We start from the raw sequence: 25,844 nt of genomic DNA on the forward strand, positions 1-25,844 counted from the left end.
CGAGGCAGTTCTCATCCTAGGGCCACCGTGCCCCGGCAGTTCCGCACGCACTGTCCTCACCCCACTCCAAAAAGGTGGTCCGCATGATCGAGAAGAGCGAGATCCAGCAGCGCCGCGTCCTCGTCGTGGGGCAGGGGTACGTCGGGCTCCCCCTCGCCGTCAGAGCTGCCGAGGTCGGGTACCGCGTCGTCGGCCTCGACGTTGACGCCGAGCGCGTGAAGCGGCTGGTGGCCGGGGAGTCGTACGTCGAGGACGTTCCGGACGCGAGGCTGGGTCCGCTCCTGGCCTCTGGGGCCTATCGCCCGAGCCTCGACACTGCTGACTGCGCGGACTTCGATCTCGCGATCGTCACCGTCCCCACGCCCCTCCGGGATGGGGCCCCCGACCTCTCGCACGTCGAGGACGCGGCGTGGATGCTCGGCCGCCACCTCAAGCCGGGGGCGACCGTAGTCCTGGAGTCCACGACATACCCCGGCACGACCGACGAGCTCTTCGGCCCGATCCTTGAACGCGCGTCCGGCCTGACCGCCGGCCGTGACTTCCGCCTCGGCTACAGCCCCGAGCGCATCGATCCCGGCAACCGGGAATGGCAGCTGGAGAACACTCCCAAGGTCGTCTCCGGCATCGACGCAGCATCGGCAGCAGCCGTCCAGCACTTCTACGGCTCTCTCGTCGACACGATCGTCCTGGTCGCCAACTGCAAGGAGGCCGAGCTGGCGAAGCTGCTGGAGAACACCTTCCGGCACGTGAATATCGCCCTGGCCAACGAGCTCGCGATGTTCGCCCACGACCTGGGCATCGACATCTGGGCCGCGATCGACGCCGCGGCCACCAAGCCCTTCGGCTTCATGCGCTTCACACCAGGACCTGGCGTCGGCGGTCACTGCCTGCCCATCGACCCGTCCTATCTCTCCTGGCAGGTCCAGCGAACCCTGGGCCGCAGCTTCCGCTTCGTCGAGCTAGCCAACGACGTCAACAACCACATGCCCGACTACGTGGTCCGTCGCCTCGTGGACGGCCTCAACAAGCGCAGGAAGTCGCTCAACGGCTCCCGCATTCTGCTGCTGGGCCTGGCCTACAAGGCCAACACCGGCGACGCCCGAGAAACCCCAGCAGCACGCATCGCGGAACTGCTGACGGGAATGGGTGCAGAGGTTCAGGCCGCGGACCCTCACGTTGTGGATGATGCCCACCCCCGTGCTGCCGCTCTGGAGAACCTCCAGCGTGTCGATGCCACCCCGGAGCACCTCGCCGCAGCCGACGCCGTCGTTCTCCTGGCCGACCACGACGCCTTCGACTACACCGCGATCACCGCCCACGCCTCGTACGTCCTCGACTGCCGCCGCCGGCTGGCCGGCGCCCACATCGACGCTCTCTGAAGGGAAGCCTCCTCGTGAACATCGTGATCACCGGCGGCGCCGGATTCATCGGCAGCAACCTCGTCCGGACCCTGGCGAACGACCCTGCGATCACCCAGATACGAGTGATCGACAACCTCAGCACCGGGTCGAAGCAGAACCTCGCGGACCTGGACGTCGGCTTCTTCGAAGGTGACGTCCAGGACGCGGCTCTCCTGGACCAGGCATTCCACGGCGCGGACGCCATCGTCCACCTTGCCGCCCTCCCATCCGTGCCTCGCTCCGTGAAAGATCCGCTGGCCAGCCACCATGCCAATGCGACAGGAACGCTCCAGGTCCTCGAAGCCGCCCGCCGTGCCGGCAACCTGCACGTGATCGCGGCTTCCTCATCCTCGGTCTACGGCGCGAACCCGCACCTCCCGAAACATGAGCCCGTACGCGGTCACCAAACTCGCCACCGAGGCGTACCTGGGGGCGTACCACCACAGCTACGGTCTACCGGTCCTGCCCTTCCGCTTCTTCAACGTCTACGGCCCCGGTCAGCGCGCTGACCACGCCTACGCTGCTGTCATCCCGAAGTGGATCAGCGCCATGCTCGCCGTCCAGCCTGTCACCGTGCATGGCGACGGCACTCAGACGAGAGACTTTACGTACGTGGGCACCGTTTGCAGCGTCCTCACCGACGCCCTGCTGCGTCGGGTCGTAGATCCTCGTCCGGTGAATCTGGCCTTCGGGACTCGCCTGTCCCTTCTGGACCTGATTCCGGTGATCGAGTCTGCGACAGACCTCCCGGCTACACGCCGCCACACGACGGCCCGCACGGGGGACGTCCACAGCTCCGAAGCGGACGGAGCCCGTCTCAAAACCCATTTCCCAAACGTGCACGCCGTACCGATCGTCGAGGGCATCTCGGCAACTGTGGAGTGGCACCAGTCAATGGCTGGACGTTGTACCCCTCGCGCTTGAGGTGCCTGTCGAGGGCCAGCGTATGCAAGTCGAGCAAGCATTAGCCTCGCCCCCCTCGTCGGCGAGGGTGTTGTGCCGTTACGGTGTCGACACCGTAACGGCATATTCAGCGCAGGATGGTGGTGGCTGGGTGTCCGCTATCCTTCCTGCTTTTCTGCCCGCAAGCCCAGCTGCCCGAGGCCCTCGTCGAGAACCAGATCGATGATGTGAGGCGCGATTGGTTTCGGTGAGCGGATCGACACGTCAAAGTCGACCGTCACCTCGGCTCCCTGGGTGGCGAACTGCAAAACGGCCACCTTGACGACGTCCCTCACTTTGTCAGCTGGCACACCCGCTATCCGCAACCGAAGTCCTGTGGGACCAGGCGCCGACTTCGTGGTGTTTGCTGCGCCGACCGTAGGGCTTGCGGCCGAGTTTCGCTCACGTCCCCTGCCCGGTGGCGTCGAGGCGTCGGATCCATCTGTATGACCTGTGGAGGGCTCCGCCACGGCCAGCCCGGTACCTGCGGTTGTATGTACCGAGGCGTTGCGTTGTCCGAGCGCGTCTAGCGCAAGTGGGGCACGTACCAGCCATGTCCCAGGCTGGAAGTCGATCTCGCCCGGTATCACGTCCTCCCCCAACCTGATTACTGCATCAGGCGCACGCCACTGGCTCCCCGACACAAGGGCAAACACGCTGCGCTGCACGCCAGCGCGCAAGCAATCGCGCAGTACCTCAGCCGAGGCCAGCTTCGGCAGGCGCGGATAGCGCTGGAAGGCATGCAGGAGCGCTTCAATCTCGACGGCTTCTGCTTCCGATGGGAGCAACTTGAACCGCTCGGAGAGGAGCGCGGCAGGGGCTAGTTTGTCCAGTAGCGCATCGCCGGCGCGGAGATGTTCGGTGACACGGTCAGTCACCGTCTCACTGGCACGGGCTGGGCCCAGGTCCTGGTGGAGAACTGAAGGCGGGGAACCACCAATGCCGTTCGTCAACATGTATACATGCCGATACGACAGGACGAGGAGAGCAGGCAGTCTGTCCTCCGCCCGAGCGATGCGACTGCGGAGTTCGTTCTGCTGTTCTTGGTTGAACCGCCTGAGCCGCGGGCCGTCAGCCTGCAGGTCCCGCATCGCGCTGACGGTGCGTGCGAGGCTGCGTGCTCTCCCCAGCGCCACGGAATCCGGGGCGACCACGACCAGCGTGTTCTTGTTGGTGCGACCGGACTGGTTGAAATCGGTGAGGATGCGATCCGCGAGGATCTGCACGGGCCCGGGGGTGCTTTCGGATTCTGCCTGCTCGACGCGATTCTCCGGATCCAGAAGTGCAAGGGTCAACTTCGGGACGTCAGGGACACCCGAAGAATCGTGCACGCCTGTGATGGTGCGCCAGAATTCGGAAGAGGGCGCGACCTTGCTTGTGGCCTCGGCCAAGAGGGCGGAGATTGCCGTCTCCGCTATGGCGCTCTCCCGCTCGACTATGACCTTGTTCAGGTTCGGCTCCGTGGTGAACCGATAGCGACCTCCCTCATAGCGCATGTAGAAGGCGATGTTCTTGACTGTGTCCCGCACATCTTCCAGCTGGCCGCGAGACAGTCCTGGGCGCCCGACGCCGACAATCATCTGCGCATCAGAGGCGCCCACCACTCGCTCCGCGCTGAAGGAACTTACGAAGGCTGTTGTGGCCAGACCTGTAGTCACGCGAAGTGCAGCGATTTCGCCGCCTCTGCGTTTATCCTCCTGACGCGCTCGTGAATTCGGCCGAATTATGTCTGCGTTGAGTGCGGCCTTGTAGGACTCACCCGCGAATCTCAGAACTTCGGCTCGGACGCCGGGATCGTGCAACGGCAGGTCACCCGCGTGTATGAGCGGCGAGGCGTGCCCTTCGCGGTAGAGCGCTTTGATGGTGTGGGAGAGGATGCGCAGCGCTCCCCTGGTGCGCTGGAACCCGGACAGAGAGCCCCAACGGTTGGTGAGTATGTCGATCAACTCGGGATGGAACGGATAGGCAGCTTCGATGCGGTCACGATAGTCCGGTTCCCGGTAGATCGGTGGAAGGGCATCGCCGAACTGCTCGGAGTAGTAGATTCCATAGGCGTCGGCAACCCGTCGGCGTTCGGCCGCCGACCCAAGGGATTTGAAAAGTCTGGTGTGCAAAACCGGAAAGATATCATCGCCCTCGACAGGTGTGATGGTGGCCTCAGTCCGGCCGAAGATCTTGGACAACCGCTCCAACAAGTCCTCGCTGTTGACGGAGGCGAAATCTTCGAGGTGGGAGGCTGTCAACGTGGCCACCAGACAGGCGCCGGGCACATTGGCAACAGCAGTGTTCAGCTCTTTAATGATCGTCAGAGTCGTGGCGGTCAACGAGCCCTTATGCACGTCCGAAGTGAGGGTCTTCGCCAAGTATTCCAGCGTCTCGTCCATCAGTATCAGGCAGGGCGAGTGCTCTCGGAGGAGATTCACGAGTTGGGTGGTGGAGGTTCCGCGTCGAGCCTCGTCCTGGGTGCGAACGGCCTCGTAGGCTTGAGCGCCGCCGAGCTTGTAGGCAAGGTGACCGAGCAGGGTGTGTCCGGGAGTCCCGTTATCCTTGGGGTTGCAGTCAGCTGTGAGCGCAGAGCCGTCGAGAACGACCACTCGGGCCTGGGGGACAGCGCCGCCCCGTATTGACTTGGCGAGTTCCCGGGCGAGCTGCGTGTCTTTCACCGATCGAGCAGAACCGAAAAGGTGGTACGCGGCCAGCAGCGTGTGTGTCTTTCCTCCGCCGAACTCGGTCTGCATGCGGTATACGGCGTTGGCGGCCGGATCGCCAGACAGTCGGTTTCCGATTTCGACCAGTGCCGCCCGGAGATTCTCAGTCAGATAGGTCTTCTCCGCGAACAGAACCGGGTTCAGGTAATCCGCAGGTCCGTCGCCCTTCGCCACCAGCCCCAGGTCGGCAGCGAACCTGGCTTCCTCGAAGGAACCGTCTGCAATGTCATCGTGGGGTCGCGCTACCTCGTGCCACTTCTTCAACCTGGTCACAGCGAGGTCATCCATTTCCTGTGCTTGAGTCGAAGAGAGCGAGCTCTTCGAACGCCGACGTGTACTTGGCGGCGCGTTCCGCCAGGTCTTCGCGACTGCCGCCGAGGCCGAGTAGGAGGGTGCGTTCACGGCTTCCCTCGGGGAGCAGCTCAGCCACTGCTGTGATCAGCGCCCAGAACGCAGGTTCTGCTGCTCCGCCAGTCGTTCCCAGTAGTGCGTCGAGCTCCTGACGCCGTCCTTGGTCGTACAGCAGACAGGCCGCGTGCATGACATCAACCAGGGAGGGGCGAGGGCCCAGCGGAATACGGCGTCGGTCGTCCGGGCCGAGCAGCCGGTAGCCGGCGCTCCCGTTACCTAGTTTCTTCAGCAGGCCGCCTGGCGTGGTGAGCGCGTCGAGGCTGAGGTCGAACGCCCGGCACAGCATGTATGCCTCATCGGCGGGAATGTCCTGACTGTCGTAGGCCCAACGCCAAGTGAGATACAGCAGCGACCGGTCATCGAGGGCCTGGAGGGACTCGCCTCCGGTGAGAGCCCTGGTCGCGTGCCGGGCGACCGCTTGTCGCGCGAGGACCATCAGCTGCTCCACATCGACCTCCTCGCCCGACAATCGGACGACCCGGGAGTAGCGCGCGAAGACCTCGAAGGCCGGCCCAATCGCAGAGACGAAATAGTCTGCCCCGGACAGCTTCATGTCGTCGAAGACAGCCAGACGCTCGGCTATCCGCGCATCCAGCTCGCGGACGACATCGTCGAAGTAGCCCTCCTCAGCAGCCAGGACCTTCCGGCACACCAGGACAACCGAGGAGGCAAGAACCGAGCCTTTGTTGTCGGTGCTGCGGCCCTCGCGTTCGGACTGCATCGGCCACGACGTGGTCACGACGAGGCCGGCATCCCTAAGTCCGCGCAGGAGGTGTTCCCATGCTGTGGAGTCGGTGTGAGCGAAGACCAGGGAGACTATCCCGTCGTCGCGCACCACTCTGGCCACCTCGTCCAAGGCCCGTTGGAGGCGTTGCTCGAACTCTGTTCGGGAGATGTACTCAGCTGACTTGGTGTCGGCCCGGTTCTGGATGACCTCGGCCTTCTTGGGGGTAAGGGAAGTGGCGAAGAGCTCGGGGTAGAGGTGGCCGAGGGAACGCTTGAGCCATACGTAGAAGAAGTCGGAGAGGTCGCCGTACTGGAAGGCGTCATAGTAGGGCGGATCGATGATGACGGCGTCGAATTCGCCGTCATCGAAGGGAAGATGCTGAGCGTTGGCCCGCTGCACTCGGGACGGGTTACCTACGGTGGCGGTAATGCAGTGACTCAGGGATTGGGAGATCCAGCCCACAGCGCTGCTCCATCCGCTTGGGCCTGCGCCGAAAGGGTCTACTTCGGTGAAGTCCCAGGCCATGCGGATTGCTTGCTGTGGAAAGGTGCTGCGAAGTGTTTCGCGGGGTGGTGTCCAGGTCGCGAAGGTGGAGTTGTAGTCCACGATGCGGTCGACAGCCAGCCCAAGGTAGGTGGCAATTGCTCGCGCCCGCCCCTCGTCCATCCCCTGTTCGAGCATTGCCGTGTGAGCAGCCCGAACGACCTGTGCCAACACGGCGAGAACGAACTGCTGACGCGCGGTGAACATACTGGCCCAGGTGTCGATACCGTAGGTCAAGTTAGGATAGCGACGATACTGCGATCGAATGATCGATTCATCCGGCACCGCGCTAGTCCCGTCGGGATAGTCGTCAAGACCTTCCACGAGTGCGTCCGCCCGCGCTATGGCCTCTCGGTCCGCTTCTGTCGGCTCCCGGTAGACGCGCACACCTGTGGGCCCGATATCGAGAATCGCGTACAGGTAGTTCCCGAAGCCATGCTCGCGCGCGTAGCTTCGCAACTCCTTGTCCGGCCGAGCGGTACCGCAGGCCGGGCAAGTGACGGTGACCTGCGAGCCACGGCTGGTCTTGGTGCCGAGTTTCCAGTCGCTGCCGTCAGCTGGCACTCCCTCCGCGACGCGCAGCTCGACCCGGTCCTCGCTAATGTCGTAGTCGACACGGACCCGGTTGCGCGTGGAATCGGCCAGCTTGCGGGACGAAATGAGCGGAATGGTTCGGGCGCAGCCAGGATCAGCGCATGGAACAGTGCGCGCCCAGAAGTAGACGGCAGCACGGTTGCCTTCCTTGACCCGTGGAAGGACCGATTCGAGGCGGGCGTCGGCTCGCACGCTGACCCATTCCGCCCAGGTCCGGAACTCCTCCACAAGGTTTGGGCCGCCAGGCTCGTCCGCCTTGCCGTAGAGCGCCGGGTATTCGAGCACGCATTTCTGGATGAGATGGGCGACCGGGTTGATGTCGACGGCGGTGGTATCGCAGCCGAGGCGTGCAGCCTCTAGTGGGATGGCGCCGCCACCCGCGAAGCAGTCCAACACCTTCGGGGGCCGATCGGGCCAGGCGGCCGTGAGGGATCTACGCAAGGGTTCCACAACGGCCGCATGGGAGATCGAAGCGAAAGGCGCGGCGTTGCCGATGTCCGCCAGCAGCCGAGCCCGCTTCGCGGGACCTGGGTCGGGGACAAGACTGGCGAGTACCACCGTGCGAGCCATCGACAAGGGCCTGCGGGCCCACCACAGGTGCATTGTCGAGATATGGCCGTGGCGTAGGTGCTTCTCGCGACCGGAAGCAGCGTTGACGGCGGCGAGGGGGAGCTTCTCCTCGATGAGGGCACGTCTCACGACGCCTCCTGTTCTGCGGCGTCGACTACGGGACCTGGAGCGACCGAGTAGCGCACGTCATGACTGGGGACGAAGCTGCCGGCCAGGGCGGTGGCAGGATCCTGGATCCGATAGAGCCTGGGGTGATCGCCAGCGCAGTCCAGTACGACGTACAACCAGTAGTCGCGGCCGAGCTTCGCCGCCGTGACGTACTCGGACCAGGTCAGCTCGACTGCGCCGACTCCCGCGCGGCCCTTGACCTCGATGCAGCGCCGTTCGTTCTCACGCTCGGAGACCAGGTCGAAGCCGATGTTGTCCGACTCGACAGAGCGGATCTCCACGGCGCCGTGACCGTGCTCGTAGTCGATGCTTACCTGAACTGCGATGCGTTCAATCTCGGGGTCGCTTAGGCCGCGACCGTAGCGAGAACCTCTGCCGTCGACCCTGGTCTCGTCGGTCGGGGCAGGCAGAAGGAGGCACTGTGCCAGGACACGCACTGGCCCGCGGTCGACCTGTCGCGTGCGCGCAACGTCAGCGAGCCGCCGGTTTCGGCGCTCCTGAATCGTGCGCTTGGCAAGTTCGACCTTGCGGCGGCGGCCTTCGGCGCCCGGCTTTCCAGCCTCCACCTCTTCGTCGAGGTCCATCAACTCGACTTCCTGGCGGGCAAGGACCGTGTTGAACGAGGCGTTCAGAAACTCCTCCTGGATCGTGGCGGTGTGCTCGCGCTCCGCGCGAGCCTCCTTCACACGGCCCTCGAACACGTTCTGGCGGGCCCAGGCGATCAGCTCGGCCTCCGCGCGAGAGGTTGCTCGATCCTTCTGCCTCGCGTTATCGCCCAGCAGAAAGTCGTAAAGGACACCGCCCGAGGCACGGAGCACCCCGTCCGTGTCACCGATGGTGGCGATGCTTCGGTGTACCACCGACCGATGCCCGTCCACCACGTCTGCCTCGAGCAGGTGCAGGACGGCAGGGTTCTGCCGACTTGGGTCAAGTAAGACTGCGCCTCGCTGGAGGGGCAGGTGAGTGGCCTCGATTATGTGATCGATCAAGTTCTCGAGCAGGGAGTGGCCGGGACCGCAGAGCTCTGGTCGTGGCGCACCCAGTTCGGCATCCTCGGCCATACGACGTACCGCGACAGATTTATCGAAGGTAATCCGCTCATATGCTGGCTGGAGTTGGCGCAAGGTGCCCCGGTCCCGGTCCCTGGCTATCAACAGGTCCGGGGTCCGATCCACGTGCACAGTGGTGTGGTCGAGCCTCGGGGTGGCCTTGCCCCCCGCGAAGTCGATCGCGTCCAAGAAGAATCGTTTCAGATGGTCAGGCGGAAGCCTTCGCTCCTCAGCGCGTTCGCTAAGCCTCCTCTGTAGCCGCCAGTCGATGTGCCCTGTCGCAAGGGCTTTCGCAAGCAGCTCTTCGGCCCGCTCGAGAAGTTCCCGGTCGTACGTCCCCTCATCTGCGCCGAACTGTGCGGCCGTCTCCTGCGAGGTGCGCTCTCCGGCGACAACTGCCTGGAGAAGTTCCGGAAGTTTGTAGGCGGCGAAGACTTCTCCGATCACGTCGAACACTCGGTCACCGAGCGACTTGCCCATCCACTCGAGCTTCTTCAGAACGGTCGCCAGGACGTGCCCTTCCCTGGTGTTCCCGGCGACTAGGTTGAAGATGTGGACCTCTTCGGTCTGTCCGATACGGTGAACCCGGCCCATCCGCTGTTCGAGGCGGTTGGGATTCCATGGGATGTCGTAGTTGACCATGAGATGGCAAAACTGCAGATTTATGCCTTCGCCGGCGGCCTCTGTGGCCACCATGATCTGGGCGTGTTCACGGAACGCCCGCTCGGCGGCGATACGCTCTCCGGCCCGCATGCCGCCGTGGATAACCACGACGTCGAACTGCTCGGAGAGCTTGTCTTGCAGGAAGTCGAGCGTGTCCTTGTGCTCAGTGAAGATCAGCAGCTTCTTAGAGGCATCGTCCCCGACGCCGTACTTCTCCAGGACCTTCCAGAGTTCGTTGAGCTTGATCTCACTGCCGAGACGCTCGGTCTCCTGTGCCTGCGCAAGCAGAGGACGAACAGCATCGAGCTCAGCCGCGATCTCTTCGAGTGAACGCGGCAGCGCTGCGAGTGCCGCTTCCTCCTGCGCCCAGCGTTCTTCCTCGGTCCGATCAACGTTGTCGTTGCTGGCTGGACTGGAGCCGACAGCGACAGCCGACCGAGATTCAGCCGCGGGGCTGGCCAGTTCGCGCTCCAGCCTCTCCACCCGACGCTCCAGTGTCCGGCTGATGGCGCGTACCGAGGATGCCAGTCTGCGCTGCATCGTGGTGAGCGCGAAGCCGGAGACAGAGGCCCGGCCTTCGCCGCGGATCTCGGCGAGGCCCTCGGTGATGAAGGCCGACACGGCCTGATAGAGGTCCCATTCGGGGCCTTGCAGGTCGTACGCCACCGTGTGCGGTGTGCGCGGCTTGAAGAGCAGGTTGCCGCGCAGGTCTACCATCTGCTCTTTGGATGTCTTCGAATAATGCTGGGGGTGCACTTCGACGTGTTCGGGACAGCGATCTCCATACATGTCCGGGTCGAGTAGTCGCAGCAGACCCCAGATGGACTCCTCGCGCCCGGAATGCGGCGTGGCGGTCAACAGCAGCAGTCGTTCGGTCCGTTCTGAAACGACCTCAGCCGCCTTGTATCGAGCCGTACGGTTGTCGATTGCCCCCCGTTTGTTGACTTTCAGCGTGTAACCGTGCGCTTCGTCGAGGACCGCCAGGTCCCAGGAGCGCTCGGCAGCTGCGAGAGTCTGCAAAATGTCGTCGCTCTTGAGGAGGTCCCTGGAGATGATCAAGACTCCGTTGGCATCCCAGGGGTTCTCGGTCGGCGCGGCGTCGATGGTGTCCCTCGTGACCCGCCGAGCCTTGATCTGGAAGCGTTCGTCCAGTTCGCGCTGCCATTGGAAGCCGAGATTGGCAGGGGCGACGATCAGAACCCGGTCCGCGGCACCGCGCAATTGGAGCTCCTTGATATAGAGCCCCGTCATGATCGTTTTTCCTGCCCCGGGATCGTCCGCCAGGAGGAAGCGGAGCCTGGGTTGCTCCAGGAAATGACCGTAGACGGCTTCCAGTTGGTGAGGCAGTGGTTCGATGTTCGACACCGAGAGCGCGGCCATGTCGTGCTGAAACCTGGCACGGATTCGACGGGCCTCCACGCCGAGCCGGAAGGCCCGTGGGTCCGCGTCGTACCCGCGCTCGCCCCCAACATCCAGTACCTCGATGCCGGGCAACTCGTCCTCGGGAAGGCTGATGGGCTGGTACTCCCCGGGCGCACCCTCGACGAGGAACTCCCAGTAGGCGCCAGGCTTCACTGTCACGACCGTGGTGGCCTCAGCATGCCCAGGGAATCGAACACGCACCCCTGGCCGCAGGTCGTTCGGATTGAAAGTCGTCACAAAAGATGCGCCCCCACCTGCGGTCACAGCCGGCTCCCCACCGGCTGGAGCCCGACTCTGGCGATCATACGCCTATCGGTTAACTCCCTTAGGATCACAGCAAAATGAGGGTCCGTCATCTCATATGCTCGATCGCGTGACCGTGAAGATTCCCAGGATCGCTGCCCTGCTTGGCGCGCCCTTCGAAGAACTGGACAGGAGCCACCTCGTCACGCTGTGCACTCAGCGCGTAGCAGAAAGTATCGATCTCGACTTCAAGCAGCAGAACTCCTACGCGAAGAACGCCGAGTCGCTGGACGAACTGGCTAAGGACGTGACGGCCATGGCGAATGCCCGAGGCGGGCTGATCGTCATCGGTATCGCTGAAGATGCCCAGGGATGCGCTGGTCGACTGACGCCTGTTGACATCGACGACGGCATCGTCGTGCAGTTCAACAACGGCCTGCGCAGCCGAGTCTTCCCCTTCCTTCCTCCAGACTTCAGCGTCCGCACAATACCGGACATTTCCACTTCGCCGGGGATCGGCTTCTTCCTCATCGGCATTCCACGTAGTCCCATAGCCCCGCACGCCGTTCGACCAGTCGCCGGGGGCAAGGGACAGAACCGCTACAGCTACGCACGCCGGATAGACCGAATAACCGCTTGGCTCGATGAATCAGAGATCGCGCAGGTCTACCGGGACCGCTTCCGTCTCGCCGAAGACCAGGCAGAGCGCGTCAGTCGAGTACTGGCGGAAGGCGCCGCCTGGGCGAAACCCACGCTTCCAGGCGGAGTCCAACTCGAACTGGCCCTGGTGCCCAACGGGCTTGCGGAGCGTCGAATTGACCGGTCGTTCATCCAGGACGTCACGGGCTTCCTCAATCGGATGTCGGAGTTCGGGAAGTCCCCAGGACGGGCACTCCCACAACAACTGCTCGGCAGGATGCCCGATGTCCGCCGCGGCCGAATGCACATGCAACAGGGCGGCGTGCACGCGGTCTGGCACACCGATGGCAGCGCCTTCGCGTCGATCGAGGTGGCCAGTGCCGTCGTGGCGGGCCAGGTTTCGACCTCGAATTCTGAAACGGAGAGCGCCAGTCTCCGCCCGGAGGCGGAGGCTCCCCTCCCGCCCACGGCAGAGAGACTCCCCGTCGGGAACGATGCGATTGCCGTTAACGTCCGTCTTCCAGACGTCATCGGCTCTGGGAGTGAGGTGTGGCGATCGTCAGCATCGAGCCCTACGCCTGAGCCGGCTCCCATTGCCCCTCAACTCAACCTGACCCTGCTGGAGTCCGAGATCCTTGGAGCTCTGCACTTGATCACGACGTACGCCGACTGGGCGGACGGCTTCGGGGATGTGGACATCCTTGCTCGAACTGCGGGCGAGACCACAGTCTTCGTCGATCGAACTCCGATCAATGGGAGCACACGCTTCGTTCCGCCACCCGAGCCTTTCGCGGGGCTGCCCAGCGAGCCGAGCCATCATGTCGCCTACCTCGCGGGTCTTGTTGAGGACAGCCGGCAGCTGCGTGGTGTCGCCCGCAACATAGCTGCGGACCTCCTCGCAGACTACGGGGTTTACGAGCTCACACTCCTGCGCCCAAACGGTGAAGTCCGTGCGGCAAGGCTCGCTCCCAAGGCAAGGGCAGAGATGGAGGCGTGGCTCGCTTCGGGCCTCTCGTGAAGACTGCGACGGCTACTGAACCTGCTTGGGTATTGCGAGGGCCCTCGCCTCACAGCGGTGGAAGGACCGCGGTAGCCCTGGTGCGGTGAGCTGCGCCCAAGGGGGCGTTGACGGACTCAGGGACGTTGCGCAGGGGCGGTGAGTAACTGTCAATACCTGTGGACGTGTCTTCCTGGCCGCAGCGTCAGCAGGCAGAAGCGTGTTGGTGCGCGGTTGGCTTGCGGGCCAGCATCTGATTCCCGCTGAATCTATCCCGTTCATGGTGGCGACGGTGTGGCGTCGGGCGCCGATGGAGTCGAACCCGGCGAGCAAGGAGGTGGGCTTGATCCGCTTTGACCGTATCCGAGAACAGCACATCCGGGTCGGCCACTTCGGGTCGCCCGTCTACCGAAGCGAAGCGTTCCGCCGCAACAGCCAAGGCGTCGTCTTCGAGCACGAGCTGCGGATCTCCACCTCTGCCGAGCCCCCGTACGCGAGCAGCTAACCCAGTAGGACGCTCACCCTCCACGAATCTCCCGTCCGTTGGAGTACTCATCGCAGTGAAGGCGATACGAGGGGCCCGGACGAACAGTCGATCTACACAAACGGTCACATGGCTCGTCTGGGAGCCATCTGGGAGCCGACCCGCTCCCGAAACGCCTTCCACGCCACGCGAGACCAATCAGGACCACGTCTCTGACCAGGGCAAACTCCATCCGTGCAGGCGAGATCACCGCCCGAACCTCATTCGGGACGAAGAGGTCGTGGGTTCAAATCCCGCCACCCCGACAGTGAAGTACCAGGTCAGGGGCCCGATCCGCAGAGCGGATCGGGCCCCTGAGTGGTTCCGGGGGCCATCTTGGGAGCCAATCCGCTCCCAGCCTTGCTGGCTCGGTCAGTAGCGCTCGACCAGGTGCTCGCGGCCGGTCGGGGGTTCGTACGGCTCGGGCCAGAAGTCGGTGATTGTGGCGATGCGGCCGGCCGCGTCAGCGGTGAAGAGGTTTACGGCGTACATCTCCTCCAGGCCGACGGTGAAGTGCGTCCAGCTCACCGCCTGGCCGGATCCGGGGTCCGCGACTATGCGCTCGATGCGCAGGTGCCAGTCGCCGGGGTACTCGCGGTTGAAGCGGACGTATCTCTCCCTGCCGCTGATGCGCTCGCGGGTCTGTGGCAGGTCGTAGACCACGTCCTCGGCGAGGGTGGACGCGAAGGTGTCCCAGTCGCGGGCTTCTGCCGAGGCCCAGTAGGTCTCAACTGTTCTGCGCAGCTCGGTCGGTTCGGTCATAGGGACGAGTGTGGACCGCGGCACTGACAGTCTCCAGGGGGCCGGGCAGGCCGGCGGAAGTTATCCACAGGGTGGGGGCGATGCCAAGGGGGTGTCCGTGGCACAGCGCAGAATAGGGGGCATGACTGAGATCACTGGTTCGACGCCGACGACGTCCATGCCCGACTGGGAGAGGCGCTTCAGGGCCCCGCGGGTGGGGCTGCCCGACTGGGCGGAGGACGCGCCGGACCGGTCGCTGTTCGTGTCGAACGCCACGGGGACGTACGAGATGTACACCTGGGACCGGGCGACCGGACTGCAGCGGCAGGCGACCGACCGGCCGAACGGCACGACGGACGGGACGCTGTCTCCCGACGGCGCGTGGATCTGGTGGTTCTCCGATACGGACGGCGACGAGTTCGGGATCTGGATGCGCCAGCCCTTCGCGGGCGGGGACGACGAGCCGGCAGTGCCGGGGCTGGCGCCCTCGTACCCGGCCGGACTCGCGATCGGGCGCCACGGCACGGTGGTGGTCGGACGGTCGACGGACGAGGACGGGTCGACCATCCATGTCGCGCGTCAGGGGGCGGCGCCGGTCGAGATCTACCGGCACCGGGAGTCGGCCGGGGTCGGGGACCTGTCGTACGACGGGACGTTGATCGCCATCGAGCACACCGAGCACGGCGACGCGATGCACTCCGCGCTGCGGGTGCTGCGCCTCGGGGGTACCGCGGTCGCGGAGCTGGACGACACCAAGGGGGGTACGAAGGAGCTGGGGCTCGAGGTGCTGGGCTTCGCGCCGGTGCACGGGGACACCCGGCTGCTGGTCGGCCACCAGCGGCGCGGCCGGTGGGAGCCGATGGTCTGGGACGTGGCCTCGGGCGAGGAGACGGATCTGGCCGTCGACCTGCCGGGCGATGTGAGCGCCGAGTGGTATCCGGACGGATCGGCGCTGCTGATCGCGCACAGCTTCGAGGCGCGCAGCGAGCTGTGGCGGTACGAGCCGGCGACGCGCGAGCTCATACCGGTCGAGACGCCGCCCGGGTCGGTGTCCGGTGCGAGCGCCCGTCCCGACGGGACCGTCGAGTATCTGTGGTCGTCGGCGGCGCTGCCGTCCGAGGTCCGGTCGACCACGGGCGCTGTGGTGCTCGACACTCCCGGAATGAAGGCGCCGGGGTCCGTACCGGTCGAGGACGCGTGGGTGGAGGGCCCGGGAGGCCGTATCCACGCGCTCGTGCAGAAGCCGGCGGGGGCGGGGCCGTTCCCGACCGTGTTCGAGATCCATGGCGGGCCGACCTGGCACGACAGCGACGCGTTCGCGGCCGGGCCGGCGGCGTGGGTGGATCACGGGTACGCGGTCGTACGGGTCAACTACCGCGGCTCCACCGGGTACGGGCGGGAGTGGACGGACGCCCTCAAGCACCGTGTCGGCCTGATCGAGCTGGAGGACATCGCCGCGGTCCGCGAGTGGGCAGTGACCTCGGGGCTCGCCGACCCGTCGAAGCTCGTCCTGGCGGGCGGCTCCTGGGGCGGGTACCTCACCCTGCTCGGCCTCGGTACGCAGCCGGAGGCGTGGGCGCTGGGGCTGGCGGCTGTCCCGGTAGCGGACTACATAACGGCGTACCACGACGAGATGGAGGCGCTGAAGGCGATGGACCGCACGCTGCTGGGCGGGACGCCGGAGGAGGTGCCGGAGCGGTTCGAGGCGTCGTCGCCTCTGACGTACGTGGACGCGGTGCGGGCACCGGTCTACATCTCGGCCGGGGTGAACGATCCGCGCTGCCCGATTCGCCAGGTCGAGAACTACGTTGACCGGCTGGCGGCGCGGGGTGCGGTGCACGAGGTGTACCGCTACGACGCGGGGCACGGCTCGCTGGTGGTGGAGGAGCGGATCAAGCAGGTACGGCTGGAGATCGACTTCGCGGCCAGGCACCTGGGCTGAGGCGCCCCATGGCAGCACCGGCGGCTGTTCCGTTGCTACCCGCGGCCCCGCCGGGCCGGCCGGCCGAAGGCTCGGTCCACGTGCGCGAGCCCTGCCGGCTGCCCTGGGCTCCGTGGGTCCTGGGCTCCGGGGGTCCTGGGCTCCGGGGGTCCTGGGCTCCGGGGGTCCTGGGCTCGGGGGTCCTGGGCTCGGGGGTCCTGGGCTCCGGGGGTCCTGGGCTCCGGGGGTCCTGGGCCGCTCATCGGGCCGGTGCCACCAGGCCCATCTCGTAGGCGATGATCACGAGCTGGACCCGGTCGCGGGCGTCGAGCTTGGCGAGGAGGCGCGTCACATACGTCTTGGCGGTGGCGATGCTGATGAAGAGTCGGCCGGCTATCTCGGCGTTGGACAGGCCGCTCCCGATGAGGGTCAGCACCTCGCGTTCCCGGTCGGTGATGCCGTCGACCGCTCGTGGCGGGGCAGACAGGGGGCGGTCCGCGAACTCCTTGATCAGGCGGCGGGTGACGCCCGGTGCGATCAGCCCGTCGCCGGCGGAGACAACGCGGATCGCGGCGAGGATGTCGTCCAGTGCCATGTCCTTGACGAGGAAGCCCGACGCACCGGCGCGCAGCGCGCCATAGACGTAGTCGTCGTCGTCGAAGGTGGTCAGCACGATGACATGGGCCTTGCTCGGACCCGCTGTGATCAGGCGCGTGGCCTCGATGCCGTCCGTGCCGGGCATGCGGATGTCCATCACCACGACATCGGGGCGGACGCTTTCGGCCAGCTGGACCGCTTCGGCGCCCGTTCCGGCTTCCCCGACGACTTCGAGGCCGGGGGCTTCGGTGATGACCATTTGCAGAGCGGCCCGGACCAGAGGCTGGTCGTCGGCGAGTACGACCCGGATGGTCATCGGACTCCAGTCGGTTCGGGAGGGTTGGTCGGTTCTGACGGTTTGGTCGGTTCGGGCGGATCAGGCGGTACGGCCGGTTCCCTCGGAGCGGGCAGGCGCGCCGTGACCCGGAAGCCGCCTTCCGGACGGGCGGCGGCGGCGAACTCCCCGTGCAGCAGGCCGACTCGCTCGCGCATTCCGAGGAGGCCCCAGCCGGTGCCGGCGGCGGTCCCCGCAGCGCTGCCGCCCCGACCGCCGCGCCCGCTGTCGAGGACCTCGATGGACAGCTCCTCGTCGCGGCAGTCGATGGACACCCGGCAGGAGTCGGTGCCCGCGTGGCGCACCACGTTGGTGACCGCCTCCTGGACGATGCGGTAGGCGGAGACGTCGATCTCCGGGGGCAGCGGACGCCGCTCGCCCCGCCACCGCACATCGACGCGGACACCGGCGGCTGTCGTCGTCGCGGCCAGCCGGTCGACGTCCGCCAGCCCGAGCGCCGGATCGAGCGGCGCCACCTGCGGCGCCTGCCCCGGTCCGGCCTGCCGGAGCGCGCCGAGCATCCGCCGCAGCCCCGACAGCGTCTCCCGGCCGGCGGTCTCGATCGCGCTCAGCGCGTCGCGCGCAGCGGCCGGCCGGGAATCGATGACCCGCCTCGCCGCGCCGGCCTGGAGGGCGATGATCCCGATGCTGTGCGCGACCATGTCGTGCAACTCGCGTGCGATCCGGAGCCGTTCGGCGGTGACCGCCTGGGCGGCGGCCTGGGCGCGCGACTTCTCGGCGTACTCCCGGGCCTGGTGCGTCGAGTGTCCGATGAGCCAGGCGATGACGGACGTCAGGGCCACAGCCAGCTCCGCCGAGGTCCCGACGGTCCACCCGGACAGCAGCCGCGTGGTCAGATAGCCGGCCAGCACGCCGAGCGCCATGGTGAGGGCGATGATCCCGGTCCTACGGGGCCGGGTGGCCGCGATGAAGTAGAGGGCGACATCGACCGCCAGGAACTGCGCCAGCGGGATCTCCCCCACGCTGAGTGGTGTTGTCGCCACGGCCGCACCGGCGAGCAGCAGGGCCAGGGCCGGCAGCGGCCGACGGCTCAGCAGGCGGCTGCCGGCCAGCGACAGGGCTGTGGCCACGGTCAGGACCGCCAGACCGTCCCACCGGTAGATGAAAACCCCGGGAAGCACTGCGGGCTGCTCCTCACCGGGCAGCCGCACGCGGATGAGAAAGGTGAACGCCGCACCCACACCCCAGGCCAGGGCCGTCCACACACCCGGCGGCAGGCGCTTCAGCAGCGGGAGACGCGGCGTGGCGTACATCCGGCGATCGTAACCACCCGATCCCCACCGGGAATCCGACCACGGGTGTACAACCACGGTCGACAGGCGCCCCGCGATTGTCCGCGCCAGTCCGACGACAGGCCGGGGCGTGCACCGGCACCGTTGGCCGGGTGATCGAAGTCAACGAACTGACGAAGCGTTACGGGAAGACCACCGCCGTCAACGGCCTGACCTTCATGGTGCGCCCCGGGTACGTCACCGGTTTCCTCGGCCCGAACGGCGCCGGGAAGAGCACCACACTGCGCATGATCCTCGGCCTGAACGATCCCACCAGTGGATCCGTCACCATCGACGGCCGCCGCTTCCGGGACCGCCCGCGCGGTCTGCGGCACGTCGGCGCGCTGCTCGACGCGCACGACGTACACGGCGGGCGCAGCGCGGCGGCCCATCTGTCCCTGCTGGCTCGCAGCAACCGCATCCCGCGGAGCCGGGTGGCCGAGGTGCTGGAGGAGGCCGGGCTCGCGGGCGCGGCGCGGCGCCGTATCGGCGGGTTCTCCCTCGGGATGAAACAGCGCCTCGGCATCGCCACCGCCCTGCTCGGCGATCCAGCGGTGCTGCTGTTCGACGAGCCGCTCAACGGCCTGGACCCGGAGGGCGTGAAGTGGGTGCGCGGCCTGTTCCGACGGCTGGCCGGCGAAGGCCGCACCGTCTTCGTCTCCAGCCATCTCATGTCCGAGATGGAGCACACCGCCGACCAGCTCGTCGTGCTCGGCCGGGGCGAGCTGATCGCCGCGGAGAGCCTGACGGAGTTCGCGGCCCGGGGCACCCGTCTGAGTGTGACGGTCGGTACCCCCGACACCGCCGCGCTGACGACCGTACTGACAGCCGAGGGTGCGGCCGTACGTCGGGACGGCGACGGACTGCTCACGGTGACCGGCCTGCCCGCTGACCGGATCGGTGAACTCTCCTTCCGGCACCGCGTCCTGCTGCACCAGTTGACCACTCGTACCGCCTCGCTGGAGGAGGCGTTCATGGAACTCACCGCCGACAGCGTCGAGTACCTCGCAGGAGAGCCCCGATGACCACACTCGCCCAGCCCGTCGCAGAACCCCGTGCCCGGCTCCGCGACCTCCTCGCCGCCGAGTGGATCAAACTGTGGTCACTGCGCTCGACCCCCTGGTCCTTCGTGATCAGCGCGCTGGCCGTCATCGCGTTCAATGCGGGCGCCGCCTACGACCACTACCGCTACTGGCCGCAGTTCGGCGCGGTTCACCAGGCCGAGTTCATCCGGAACGGACTGGCGCTGTGGGACGCCTTCACCGGGAACGCCGGCATGGTCCTCATGCTCTGCGCCGGCGCGATCGGCGCCCTCACGGTCGTCAGCGAGTACAGCACCGGAATGATCCGCACCACGTTCGCGGCCGTCCCGGCCCGCAGATCGGTGATGGCGGCCAAGGTGGTCGTCGTCACGGCGGTCACCACCGTCTTCGGCGCGGTCGTCGCGGCGGTCTCGTTCGGCCTCACCCAGGCGATCCTGTCCGGGCGGGACGCCGGCCTCTCGATCAGCCACCCCGGCGCACTGCGCCTCGTCGTGGCTTCCGCACTGCTCGCGCCGCTGTCCGCGCTCGTCGGCATGGCGGTCGGCGCCGTCATCCGGCACAGCGCGACCACCATGGTCGCCCATGTGGTGATCCTCCTGCTGCTGCCCATGGCCTTCAGCGACGACCGTCACTGGTCGGCCGTCATCGCCCACACCCTGCCCTACCAGGCGTGGACGCGCCTGACTCAGTTCGGCGACCACCAGGCCGCCTACCCGTGGACGATCACCGGGGCGTGGATCGTCTACGCGGTCTGGGCGCTCGCCGCCGCCGTCCTGGCCGTGACCAGCGTGCACCGTCGCGACCAGTGAGCGTGGCCACACCGCTGCCCCGGCCCCGGCCGGCCTCCGGCGGGCCCGTACCTTGGTGGGGTGTACCGGTTTCTGCTGACCCCGCGGTGGTGGGGGATCAACCTCTTCGTCGTGCTGGCCATCCCCTTCTGCGTGTTCATGGGGTCGTGGCAGCTCGGCCGGTTCGAGGACCGCGTCGAATCCCACCGGGCCGCCGAGGAGAAGCCGGCCGCCGCCAAGCAGAAGGCGGCGGCGCTGGACTCCCTGTTGCCCGTCGACAAGGCGACCTCGGGGCGGCTCGCCACGGTCTCCGGGCGGTACGGGGACCAACTGCTCGTACCGGGGCGGGAGCTGGACGGCAAGCGCGGGTACTACGTGCTGACCCTGCTGCGTACCGACGGCGGCAAGGCGGTCCCGGTGGTACGGGGGTGGCTGGCCGGCGAGCCGGGCACGGCGACGGTGCCGGCGCCGCCTGCCGGTGAGGTCTCCGTGACCGGTGCGCTGCAGGCCTCCGAGAACACGGGTACCAAGGGGGTCCACGCGCAGGGCGGACTGCCGGAGGGGCAGCTGGGGATGATCAGTGCGGCCGCGCTGGTGAACCTCGTCCCGTACGAGCTGCACGACGCGTGGCTGACGCTGCCCGAGGTTCCGAAGGACGCCGTGGGGATGCGGCCGGTGCCGGCGGCTGCCCCGCAGGGCAGTGGGCTCGACCTGAAGGCGTTCCAGAATCTTGGCTACACCGGCGAGTGGTTCGTCTTCGGCGGCTTCGTGCTCTTCATGTGGTTCCGGCTGTTCCGCCGCGAGGTGGAGGCGGCCAAGGACACGGAGCTCGGGCTGTTGCCCGAGGAGCCGGCTCAGGCACCGGGGCGCGAGCAGCCGGAGAACGAGACCGCGCAGCGCGGGCAGCGGGTGCAGGTCCGCGAGCGCGACGCCGACGTCTGACCGCCGGACGCCCTCCCGGGCCCCTCAGGAGGCGTCAAGCACCCCGGTCCGGTAGACCGTGCCCGCGCATGCGTTGGGGATGATGACGGACGCGTCCGGTCCGCCCGGGTCCGCGGTGTGCGTCACCGAGACGCTGCCGTCCGCGGTGCTCCCGCCCGGCTCCTCCACGCCGCCCTGCGGGGCAACGTTCGTACTGGTATCCGACGCACCCGAGGCACCCGAGGCGCCATCCGTCGGCGTGGGGTCGGGCGAGGGGGGGGTCGTGGGGCAGCTCTCCGACGGCACCCAGGCGAACCGCACCTCGTACGCCATGTTCGGCTTCAGGATGAGCCCGCTGTGCTCCAGCGAGGGGTCGGGCAGCCCGGCCGCCGCGTCGCCCGCGGTGTGGTCGACCACGGTGATCTTCGCGGAGTCCGCCGCGCCGTTCGCCGCGACGGTGACGATGCCGTCGCCACCCACCGTGCAATCACTGCCGGAGATGTTGGAGACCCGGAAGGAGCCGTACACCTTGCCGTCCGCCTCGGGGCCGCCCGCGGCCGCGGAGACGACTCCGAGCTGGTCGGCGCCACAGTCGGGCGAGGTCACGGCCGCCGTCCCGGCGGGGTTGGTCTCGCCGTCGGCCGTGCTGCCGTCGGGGCTCTTCTCCGTGCCCTGCGTCTCGTCCTCGCGACCGTCCTCGCCCTTCGCGCCGGACTGCCCCGCGGGCGTTCCCGCCTGCGGCTGTCCGTCGCCCGCGCCGGCCTCGTCGCCCGTGCCGCCCTGCGCCTGCTCGCCGTGTCCGGCGATGGAGGGCCGGTCGTTCGCGGCGTCGGAGGAGGAGGCCACATGCACGAAGGCCGGGATCGCGGTGCCGATGAACAGGGCCGCTGCGGCCATGCCGACGACGGCCTGCCGCTTGCGGGCGCGTCGCGCCGGGACGGCGTGCCGCAGATGGTCGAGGGCACCTTCGGCGGGTTCGAGGTCTTGTACGGCGCCGCGCAGCATGTTCCGCAGGACAAGTTCTTCCGTGCCGAGGCTGTCCGCACCCAGGTGGTGCGCGCCGAGGCTGTCCGCGCTCGGATCGTCCGCGCCCGGGCTGTCCGCACCCCGGCCGGCCGGCTCGGCCTGCGCCGCCTGCGGTGTCGGGGTGGTCTCCGGACCGTTGCTCACTGTTTCGCTTCCAGACCGGTCGTCATCGGGCCCGTCCGGGCCGTACCGCTCGTACCTCTGCTTGCTCATGCCGACGCCTCCATGGCGACGCGCAGTGCCGCGATCCCGCGTGAGCCGTAAGCCTTCACCGAGCCCAGCGATATGCCCAGCGTGTCGGCCACCCGAGCTTCCGTCATGTCCGCGAAGTAGCGCAGGACGAGCACCTCGCGCTGGCGGCGCTGCAGGCCGCGCATGGCCTTGATCAGCGCGTCGCGCTCCAGTTGGTCGTACGCGCCCTCCTCGGCGCTCGCCATGTCCGGCATCGGCTTCGAGAGCAGCTTCAGCCCGAGGATGCGGCGGCGCAGTGCGGAGCGCGAGAGGTTGACCACGGTCTGCCGCAGGTAGGCGAGGGTCTTCTCCGGGTCGCGCACACGGTTGCGCGCGGAGTGCACCCGTATGAACGCCTCCTGGACGACGTCCTCGCACGAGGCGGTGTCGTCCAGCAGCAGTGCGGCGAGGCCGAGGAGCGACCGGTAGTGGGCACGGTAGGTCTCGGTCAGGTGGTCAACTGTGGTGCCCGCTGCCATGACGTCCTCAGCGCCCTCGCGCTGCGACGGTATGCGGGCGGGCCGCGTGGCGGGCATGGGGGCGATCACCGGCATCCCGCCGGGCGCACGAGGGCGCCGGAACGGACGCACGGGCGCGCCCCGCACCGGGATGGCCGCAATGTCGAGAATGCCGAGAACTTCTGCCACGCCTGTTGGACACGTGTCCCCCCGTCAGGGTTGTACGCGCAGGGCATCGCTTCTGACGATGCGTTGAAAGCCCTCATGCGTACCCGCTCTTCCCCAATGCCCCAGTTTGTTCGGTGCCTCGAAGTGGCGACCGCAAAGACGCCCCCCGCCCAACTGCCGGTTGCAGGTGGTGGGGAGCGAATCGTCGAACACGATGACGGTGCAGTACAAGTGGTTCAGACCATCACCTTGATCACAGACCCTCGAGACTGCGATCACAAGACCTTCACAGATCCTATAAAGGCTTCCGGTCAGTCCGCCGAGAATTCGGCAGCCACCAGTTCTGCGATCTGAGCCGTGTTCAGAGCAGCACCCTTACGGAGATTGTCTCCGCACACGAAAAATTCGAGCGCGCGGGGGTCGTCCAACGACCTCCGGATCCGCCCGACCCAGGACGGATCGGTCCCCACCACGTCCGCGGGCGTGGGGAAGTCGCCCACCTCGGGGTTGTCGAAGACCACGACGCCCGGCGCGGTGGAGAGGATCTCGTGCGCAGCCGCGACCGTCACATCCTTCTCGAAACGCGCGTGCACGGTCAGCGAGTGGGTGGTGATCACCGGGACCCGTACACAGGTCGCCGTCACGCGCAGGTCCGGCAGATCCAGGATCTTGCGGGACTCGTTGCGGATCTTCAGCTCCTCGGAGGACCAGCCGCCCTCCGCCAGGGAACCCACCCACGGCACCACGTTCAGCGCCACCGGCCCCGCGAAGGGGCCCGTGTCGTCGCCCACAGCCCGCCGTACGTCACCGGGCGTCTCACCCAGCTCCGTACCGGCGACCAGGGAGATCTGCTTGCGCAGCGCGTCGACGCCGGCATGGCCGGCCCCGCTCACCGCCTGGTACGAGGAGACGATCAGCTCGTCCAGTCCGTACTCGGCGTGCAGCGCGCCGACCGCCACGATCATGGCCAGCGTCGTGCAGTTGGGGTTGGCGACGATGCCGCGCGGGCGGATCCGGACGGCATGCGGATTGATCTCGGGAACCACCAGCGGTACGTCCGGATCCATCCGGAAAGCCGCCGAATTGTCCACCACTACCGCGCCCTTGGCCGCGACGACCGGCGCCCACTGGGCAGCGACCTCGTCGGGCACGACGAACACGACGACGTCGCCGGCGCCGATGCCCTCGAAGGCGTCCTCGGTGAGCGCGACGACTTCGGTCACCACGCCCCGTACGAGCAGCTTGCGGCCGGCCGAGCGCGGCGACGCGATCAGCCGGATCTCACCCCAGACGTCCGCGTGCTGCGACAGGATCCCGAGCAGAACCGCGCCGACCGCTCCGGTCGCCCCGACGACGGCGAGCGTCGGGGCGGACCGGGACCCGGTCATCGGCCGGTGCCTCCGTAGACGACGGCCTCGTCGCTGTCGCTGTCCAGGCCGAAGGCGGTGTGCACGGCGCGGACCGCCTCGTTGACGTCGTCGGCGCGGGTGACCACCGAGATGCGGATCTCGGAGGTCGAGATCAGCTCGATGTTCACGCCCGCGTCGGAAAGCGCCTCGAAGAAGGACGCCGTGACTCCGGGGTTCGTCTTCATACCCGCGCCGACCAGCGAGATCTTGCCGATCTGGTCGTCGTAGCGCAGAGACTCGAAGCCGATCCCGTCCTTCGCCTTCTCCAGGGCGTCGATGGCCTTGCGGCCCTCGGTCTTGGGAAGGGTGAAGGAGATGTCGGTCAGGGCGGTGGCAGCCGCCGAGACGTTCTGCACCACCATGTCGATGTTGATCTCGGCGTCCGCGATGCTACGGAAGATCGCCGCGGCCTCGCCCGGCTTGTCCGGCACCCCGACGACCGTGATCTTGGCCTCGGAGACGTCGTGGGCGACTCCGGAGATGATGGCGTGCTCCACCTGCTGGTCTCCTTGCGGCTCGTTGCTGACCCAGGTTCCGCGCAGCCCGGAGAAGGACGAGCGGACGTGGATCGGGATGTTGTATCGGCGTGCGTACTCCACACAGCGGTGCAGCAGCACCTTGGAGCCGGAGCTGGCGAGCTCCAGCATGTCCTCGAAGGAGATCCAGTCGATCTTCTGGGCCTTCTTCACGACCCGCGGGTCGGCGGTGAAGACGCCGTCCACGTCGGTGTAGATCTCGCACACCTCGGCGTCCAGCGCGGCGGCCAGGGCGACAGCGGTCGTGTCCGAACCGCCGCGGCCGAGGGTGGTGATGTCCTTCTTGTCCTGGGACACACCCTGGAAGCCGGCGACGATGGCGATGTTGCCCTCGTCGAGGGCGGTGCGGATCCGGCCCGGCGTGACATCGATGATGCGCGCTTTGTTGTGGACCGAGTCGGTGATGACGCCTGCCTGGCTGCCGGTGAACGACTGGGCCTCGTGGCCCAGGTTTTTGATCGCCATGGCCAGCAGGGCCATGGAGATCCGCTCTCCCGCGGTCAGCAGCATGTCGAATTCGCGTCCGGCAGGGATCGGGGATACCTGCTCGGCGAGATCGATCAGCTCGTCCGTCGTGTCGCCCATCGCGGATACCACGACGACCACCTGGTGGCCGTTCTTCTTGGCATCGACGATTCGCTTGGCGACGCGCTTGATGCCTTCGGCATCGGCTACGGAGGAGCCTCCGTACTTCTGCACGACAAGGCCCACGTGCGCTCCTCGCTCAGTCCGTCTCTTCCGGGGACAGCCCCGGGCGCCCGCAGTACTGCGGTCGGCTCA

17 protein-coding genes and 1 pseudogene are annotated in these 25,844 nt (G+C 67.2%); 8 read left to right on the top strand and 10 right to left on the bottom strand.

The window, feature by feature from the left end; all coding sequences use genetic code 11:
* Positions 1–83 precede the first annotated feature (83 nt).
* Positions 84–1,379 carry a nucleotide sugar dehydrogenase gene (locus NLX86_RS07010; protein WP_254370729.1) on the top strand — a complete coding sequence of 432 codons (1,296 nt, stop codon included), beginning with the start codon at positions 84–86 and terminating at the stop codon, positions 1,377–1,379.
* Positions 1,380–1,402: 23 nt separating this feature from the next.
* Positions 1,403–2,324: pseudogene (locus tag NLX86_RS07015) on the top strand (NAD-dependent epimerase/dehydratase family protein).
* Between the two features lie 137 nt (positions 2,325–2,461).
* Here NLX86_RS07015 and NLX86_RS07020 read toward each other — a convergent pair.
* The 3 genes from NLX86_RS07020 to NLX86_RS07030 are packed head-to-tail and all read right to left on the bottom strand — an operon-like array spanning position 2,462 to position 11,350.
* Positions 2,462–5,323 carry an ATP-binding protein gene (locus NLX86_RS07020; RefSeq protein WP_254370730.1) on the bottom strand — a complete coding sequence of 954 codons (2,862 nt, stop codon included), beginning with the start codon at positions 5,321–5,323 and terminating at the stop codon, positions 2,462–2,464.
* 7 nt (positions 5,324–5,330) lie between these two features.
* Positions 5,331–8,024, bottom strand: coding sequence for a DUF1156 domain-containing protein (locus NLX86_RS07025; RefSeq protein WP_254370731.1), 2,694 nt, complete (start codon positions 8,022–8,024; stop codon positions 5,331–5,333).
* Positions 8,021–11,350 (bottom strand): helicase-related protein, encoded by a 3,330-nt coding sequence (locus NLX86_RS07030; RefSeq protein ID WP_254370732.1) that lies wholly within the window; start codon positions 11,348–11,350, stop codon positions 8,021–8,023. Before NLX86_RS07030 ends, NLX86_RS07025 begins: the two co-directional genes overlap by 4 nt.
* A gap of 220 nt (positions 11,351–11,570) precedes the next feature.
* Here NLX86_RS07030 and NLX86_RS07035 point away from each other — a divergent pair, with 220 nt between their 5' ends.
* Positions 11,571–13,097: an ATP-binding protein gene (locus NLX86_RS07035; RefSeq protein ID WP_254370733.1), complete on the top strand. Its 1,527-nt coding sequence runs from the start codon at positions 11,571–11,573 to the stop codon at positions 13,095–13,097.
* Positions 13,098–13,419: 322 nt separating this feature from the next.
* Positions 13,420–13,581: a hypothetical protein gene (locus NLX86_RS07040; RefSeq protein ID WP_254370734.1), complete on the top strand. Its 162-nt coding sequence runs from the start codon at positions 13,420–13,422 to the stop codon at positions 13,579–13,581.
* Between the two features lie 390 nt (positions 13,582–13,971).
* Here the strand turns inward: NLX86_RS07040 and NLX86_RS07045 are convergent, their stop codons facing one another.
* Positions 13,972–14,361 carry a nuclear transport factor 2 family protein gene (locus tag NLX86_RS07045; RefSeq protein ID WP_254370735.1) on the bottom strand — a complete coding sequence of 130 codons (390 nt, stop codon included), beginning with the start codon at positions 14,359–14,361 and terminating at the stop codon, positions 13,972–13,974.
* Positions 14,362–14,482: 121 nt separating this feature from the next.
* On the opposite strand from NLX86_RS07045, the gene NLX86_RS07050 reads away from it, so the two are divergent.
* Positions 14,483–16,282: a prolyl oligopeptidase family serine peptidase gene (locus NLX86_RS07050; RefSeq protein ID WP_254370736.1), complete on the top strand. Its 1,800-nt coding sequence runs from the start codon at positions 14,483–14,485 to the stop codon at positions 16,280–16,282.
* 238 nt (positions 16,283–16,520) lie between these two features.
* Here NLX86_RS07050 and NLX86_RS07055 read toward each other — a convergent pair whose 3' ends face one another.
* Together NLX86_RS07055 and NLX86_RS07060 are read right to left on the bottom strand one after the other, a co-directional pair.
* Positions 16,521–17,174, bottom strand: coding sequence for a response regulator transcription factor (locus NLX86_RS07055; RefSeq protein WP_254370737.1), 654 nt, complete (start codon positions 17,172–17,174; stop codon positions 16,521–16,523).
* Positions 17,171–18,466: a sensor histidine kinase gene (locus NLX86_RS07060; RefSeq protein WP_254370738.1), complete on the bottom strand. Its 1,296-nt coding sequence runs from the start codon at positions 18,464–18,466 to the stop codon at positions 17,171–17,173. The genes NLX86_RS07055 and NLX86_RS07060 overlap by 4 nt, the downstream gene beginning before the upstream one ends.
* 131 nt (positions 18,467–18,597) lie before the next feature.
* On the opposite strand from NLX86_RS07060, the gene NLX86_RS07065 reads away from it, so the two are divergent.
* From NLX86_RS07065 to NLX86_RS07075, 3 genes are read left to right on the top strand one after another with little or no spacing between them, the layout of a single operon-like run.
* Positions 18,598–19,509, top strand: a complete 912-nt coding sequence (locus NLX86_RS07065; RefSeq protein WP_254370739.1) for an ABC transporter ATP-binding protein — start codon at positions 18,598–18,600, stop codon at positions 19,507–19,509.
* Positions 19,506–20,336, top strand: coding sequence for an ABC transporter permease (locus tag NLX86_RS07070; RefSeq protein WP_254370740.1), 831 nt, complete (start codon positions 19,506–19,508; stop codon positions 20,334–20,336). Before NLX86_RS07065 ends, NLX86_RS07070 begins: the two co-directional genes overlap by 4 nt.
* A 60-nt stretch (positions 20,337–20,396) precedes the next feature.
* Positions 20,397–21,257 carry an SURF1 family protein gene (locus NLX86_RS07075; protein WP_254370741.1) on the top strand — a complete coding sequence of 287 codons (861 nt, stop codon included), beginning with the start codon at positions 20,397–20,399 and terminating at the stop codon, positions 21,255–21,257.
* A 24-nt stretch (positions 21,258–21,281) separates the two neighbouring features.
* Here NLX86_RS07075 and NLX86_RS07080 read toward each other — a convergent pair whose 3' ends face one another.
* From NLX86_RS07080 to NLX86_RS07095, 4 genes are all read right to left on the bottom strand, one after another.
* The gene (locus NLX86_RS07080; protein ID WP_254370742.1) at positions 21,282–22,475 is read right to left on the bottom strand and encodes a hypothetical protein; all 1,194 of its coding nucleotides are present in this window, start codon (positions 22,473–22,475) and stop codon (positions 21,282–21,284) included.
* A complete protein-coding gene (locus tag NLX86_RS07085; protein ID WP_254370955.1) occupies positions 22,472–23,047 on the bottom strand; it encodes a SigE family RNA polymerase sigma factor in 576 nt (191 codons plus the stop codon). The genes NLX86_RS07080 and NLX86_RS07085 overlap by 4 nt, the downstream gene beginning before the upstream one ends.
* A gap of 383 nt (positions 23,048–23,430) precedes the next feature.
* Positions 23,431–24,507, bottom strand: coding sequence for an aspartate-semialdehyde dehydrogenase (locus NLX86_RS07090; protein WP_254370743.1), 1,077 nt, complete (start codon positions 24,505–24,507; stop codon positions 23,431–23,433).
* A complete protein-coding gene (locus NLX86_RS07095; RefSeq protein ID WP_254370744.1) occupies positions 24,504–25,775 on the bottom strand; it encodes an aspartate kinase in 1,272 nt (423 codons plus the stop codon). The genes NLX86_RS07090 and NLX86_RS07095 overlap by 4 nt, the downstream gene beginning before the upstream one ends.
* Positions 25,776–25,844: the final 69 nt, after the last annotated feature.

Source organism: Streptomyces sp. A3M-1-3 (genome assembly GCF_024213665.1).
In the GTDB taxonomy this organism is placed as follows: domain Bacteria; phylum Actinomycetota; class Actinomycetes; order Streptomycetales; family Streptomycetaceae; genus Streptomyces.

Coding starts and splice junctions, on each gene's coding strand:
- NLX86_RS07090 (WP_254370743.1), bottom strand. CDS start 24,507: ATGACCGGGTCCCGGTCCGCCCCGACGCTCGCCGTCGTCGGGGCGACC.
- NLX86_RS07070 (WP_254370740.1), top strand. CDS start 19,506: ATGACCACACTCGCCCAGCCCGTCGCAGAACCCCGTGCCCGGCTCCGC.
- NLX86_RS07050 (WP_254370736.1), top strand. CDS start 14,483: ATGACTGAGATCACTGGTTCGACGCCGACGACGTCCATGCCCGACTGG.
- NLX86_RS07060 (WP_254370738.1), bottom strand. CDS start 18,466: ATGTACGCCACGCCGCGTCTCCCGCTGCTGAAGCGCCTGCCGCCGGGT.
- NLX86_RS07055 (WP_254370737.1), bottom strand. CDS start 17,174: ATGACCATCCGGGTCGTACTCGCCGACGACCAGCCTCTGGTCCGGGCC.
- NLX86_RS07085 (WP_254370955.1), bottom strand. CDS start 23,047: ATGCCGGTGATCGCCCCCATGCCCGCCACGCGGCCCGCCCGCATACCG.
- NLX86_RS07080 (WP_254370742.1), bottom strand. CDS start 22,475: ATGAGCAAGCAGAGGTACGAGCGGTACGGCCCGGACGGGCCCGATGAC.
- NLX86_RS07010 (WP_254370729.1), top strand. CDS start 84: ATGATCGAGAAGAGCGAGATCCAGCAGCGCCGCGTCCTCGTCGTGGGG.
- NLX86_RS07045 (WP_254370735.1), bottom strand. CDS start 14,361: ATGACCGAACCGACCGAGCTGCGCAGAACAGTTGAGACCTACTGGGCC.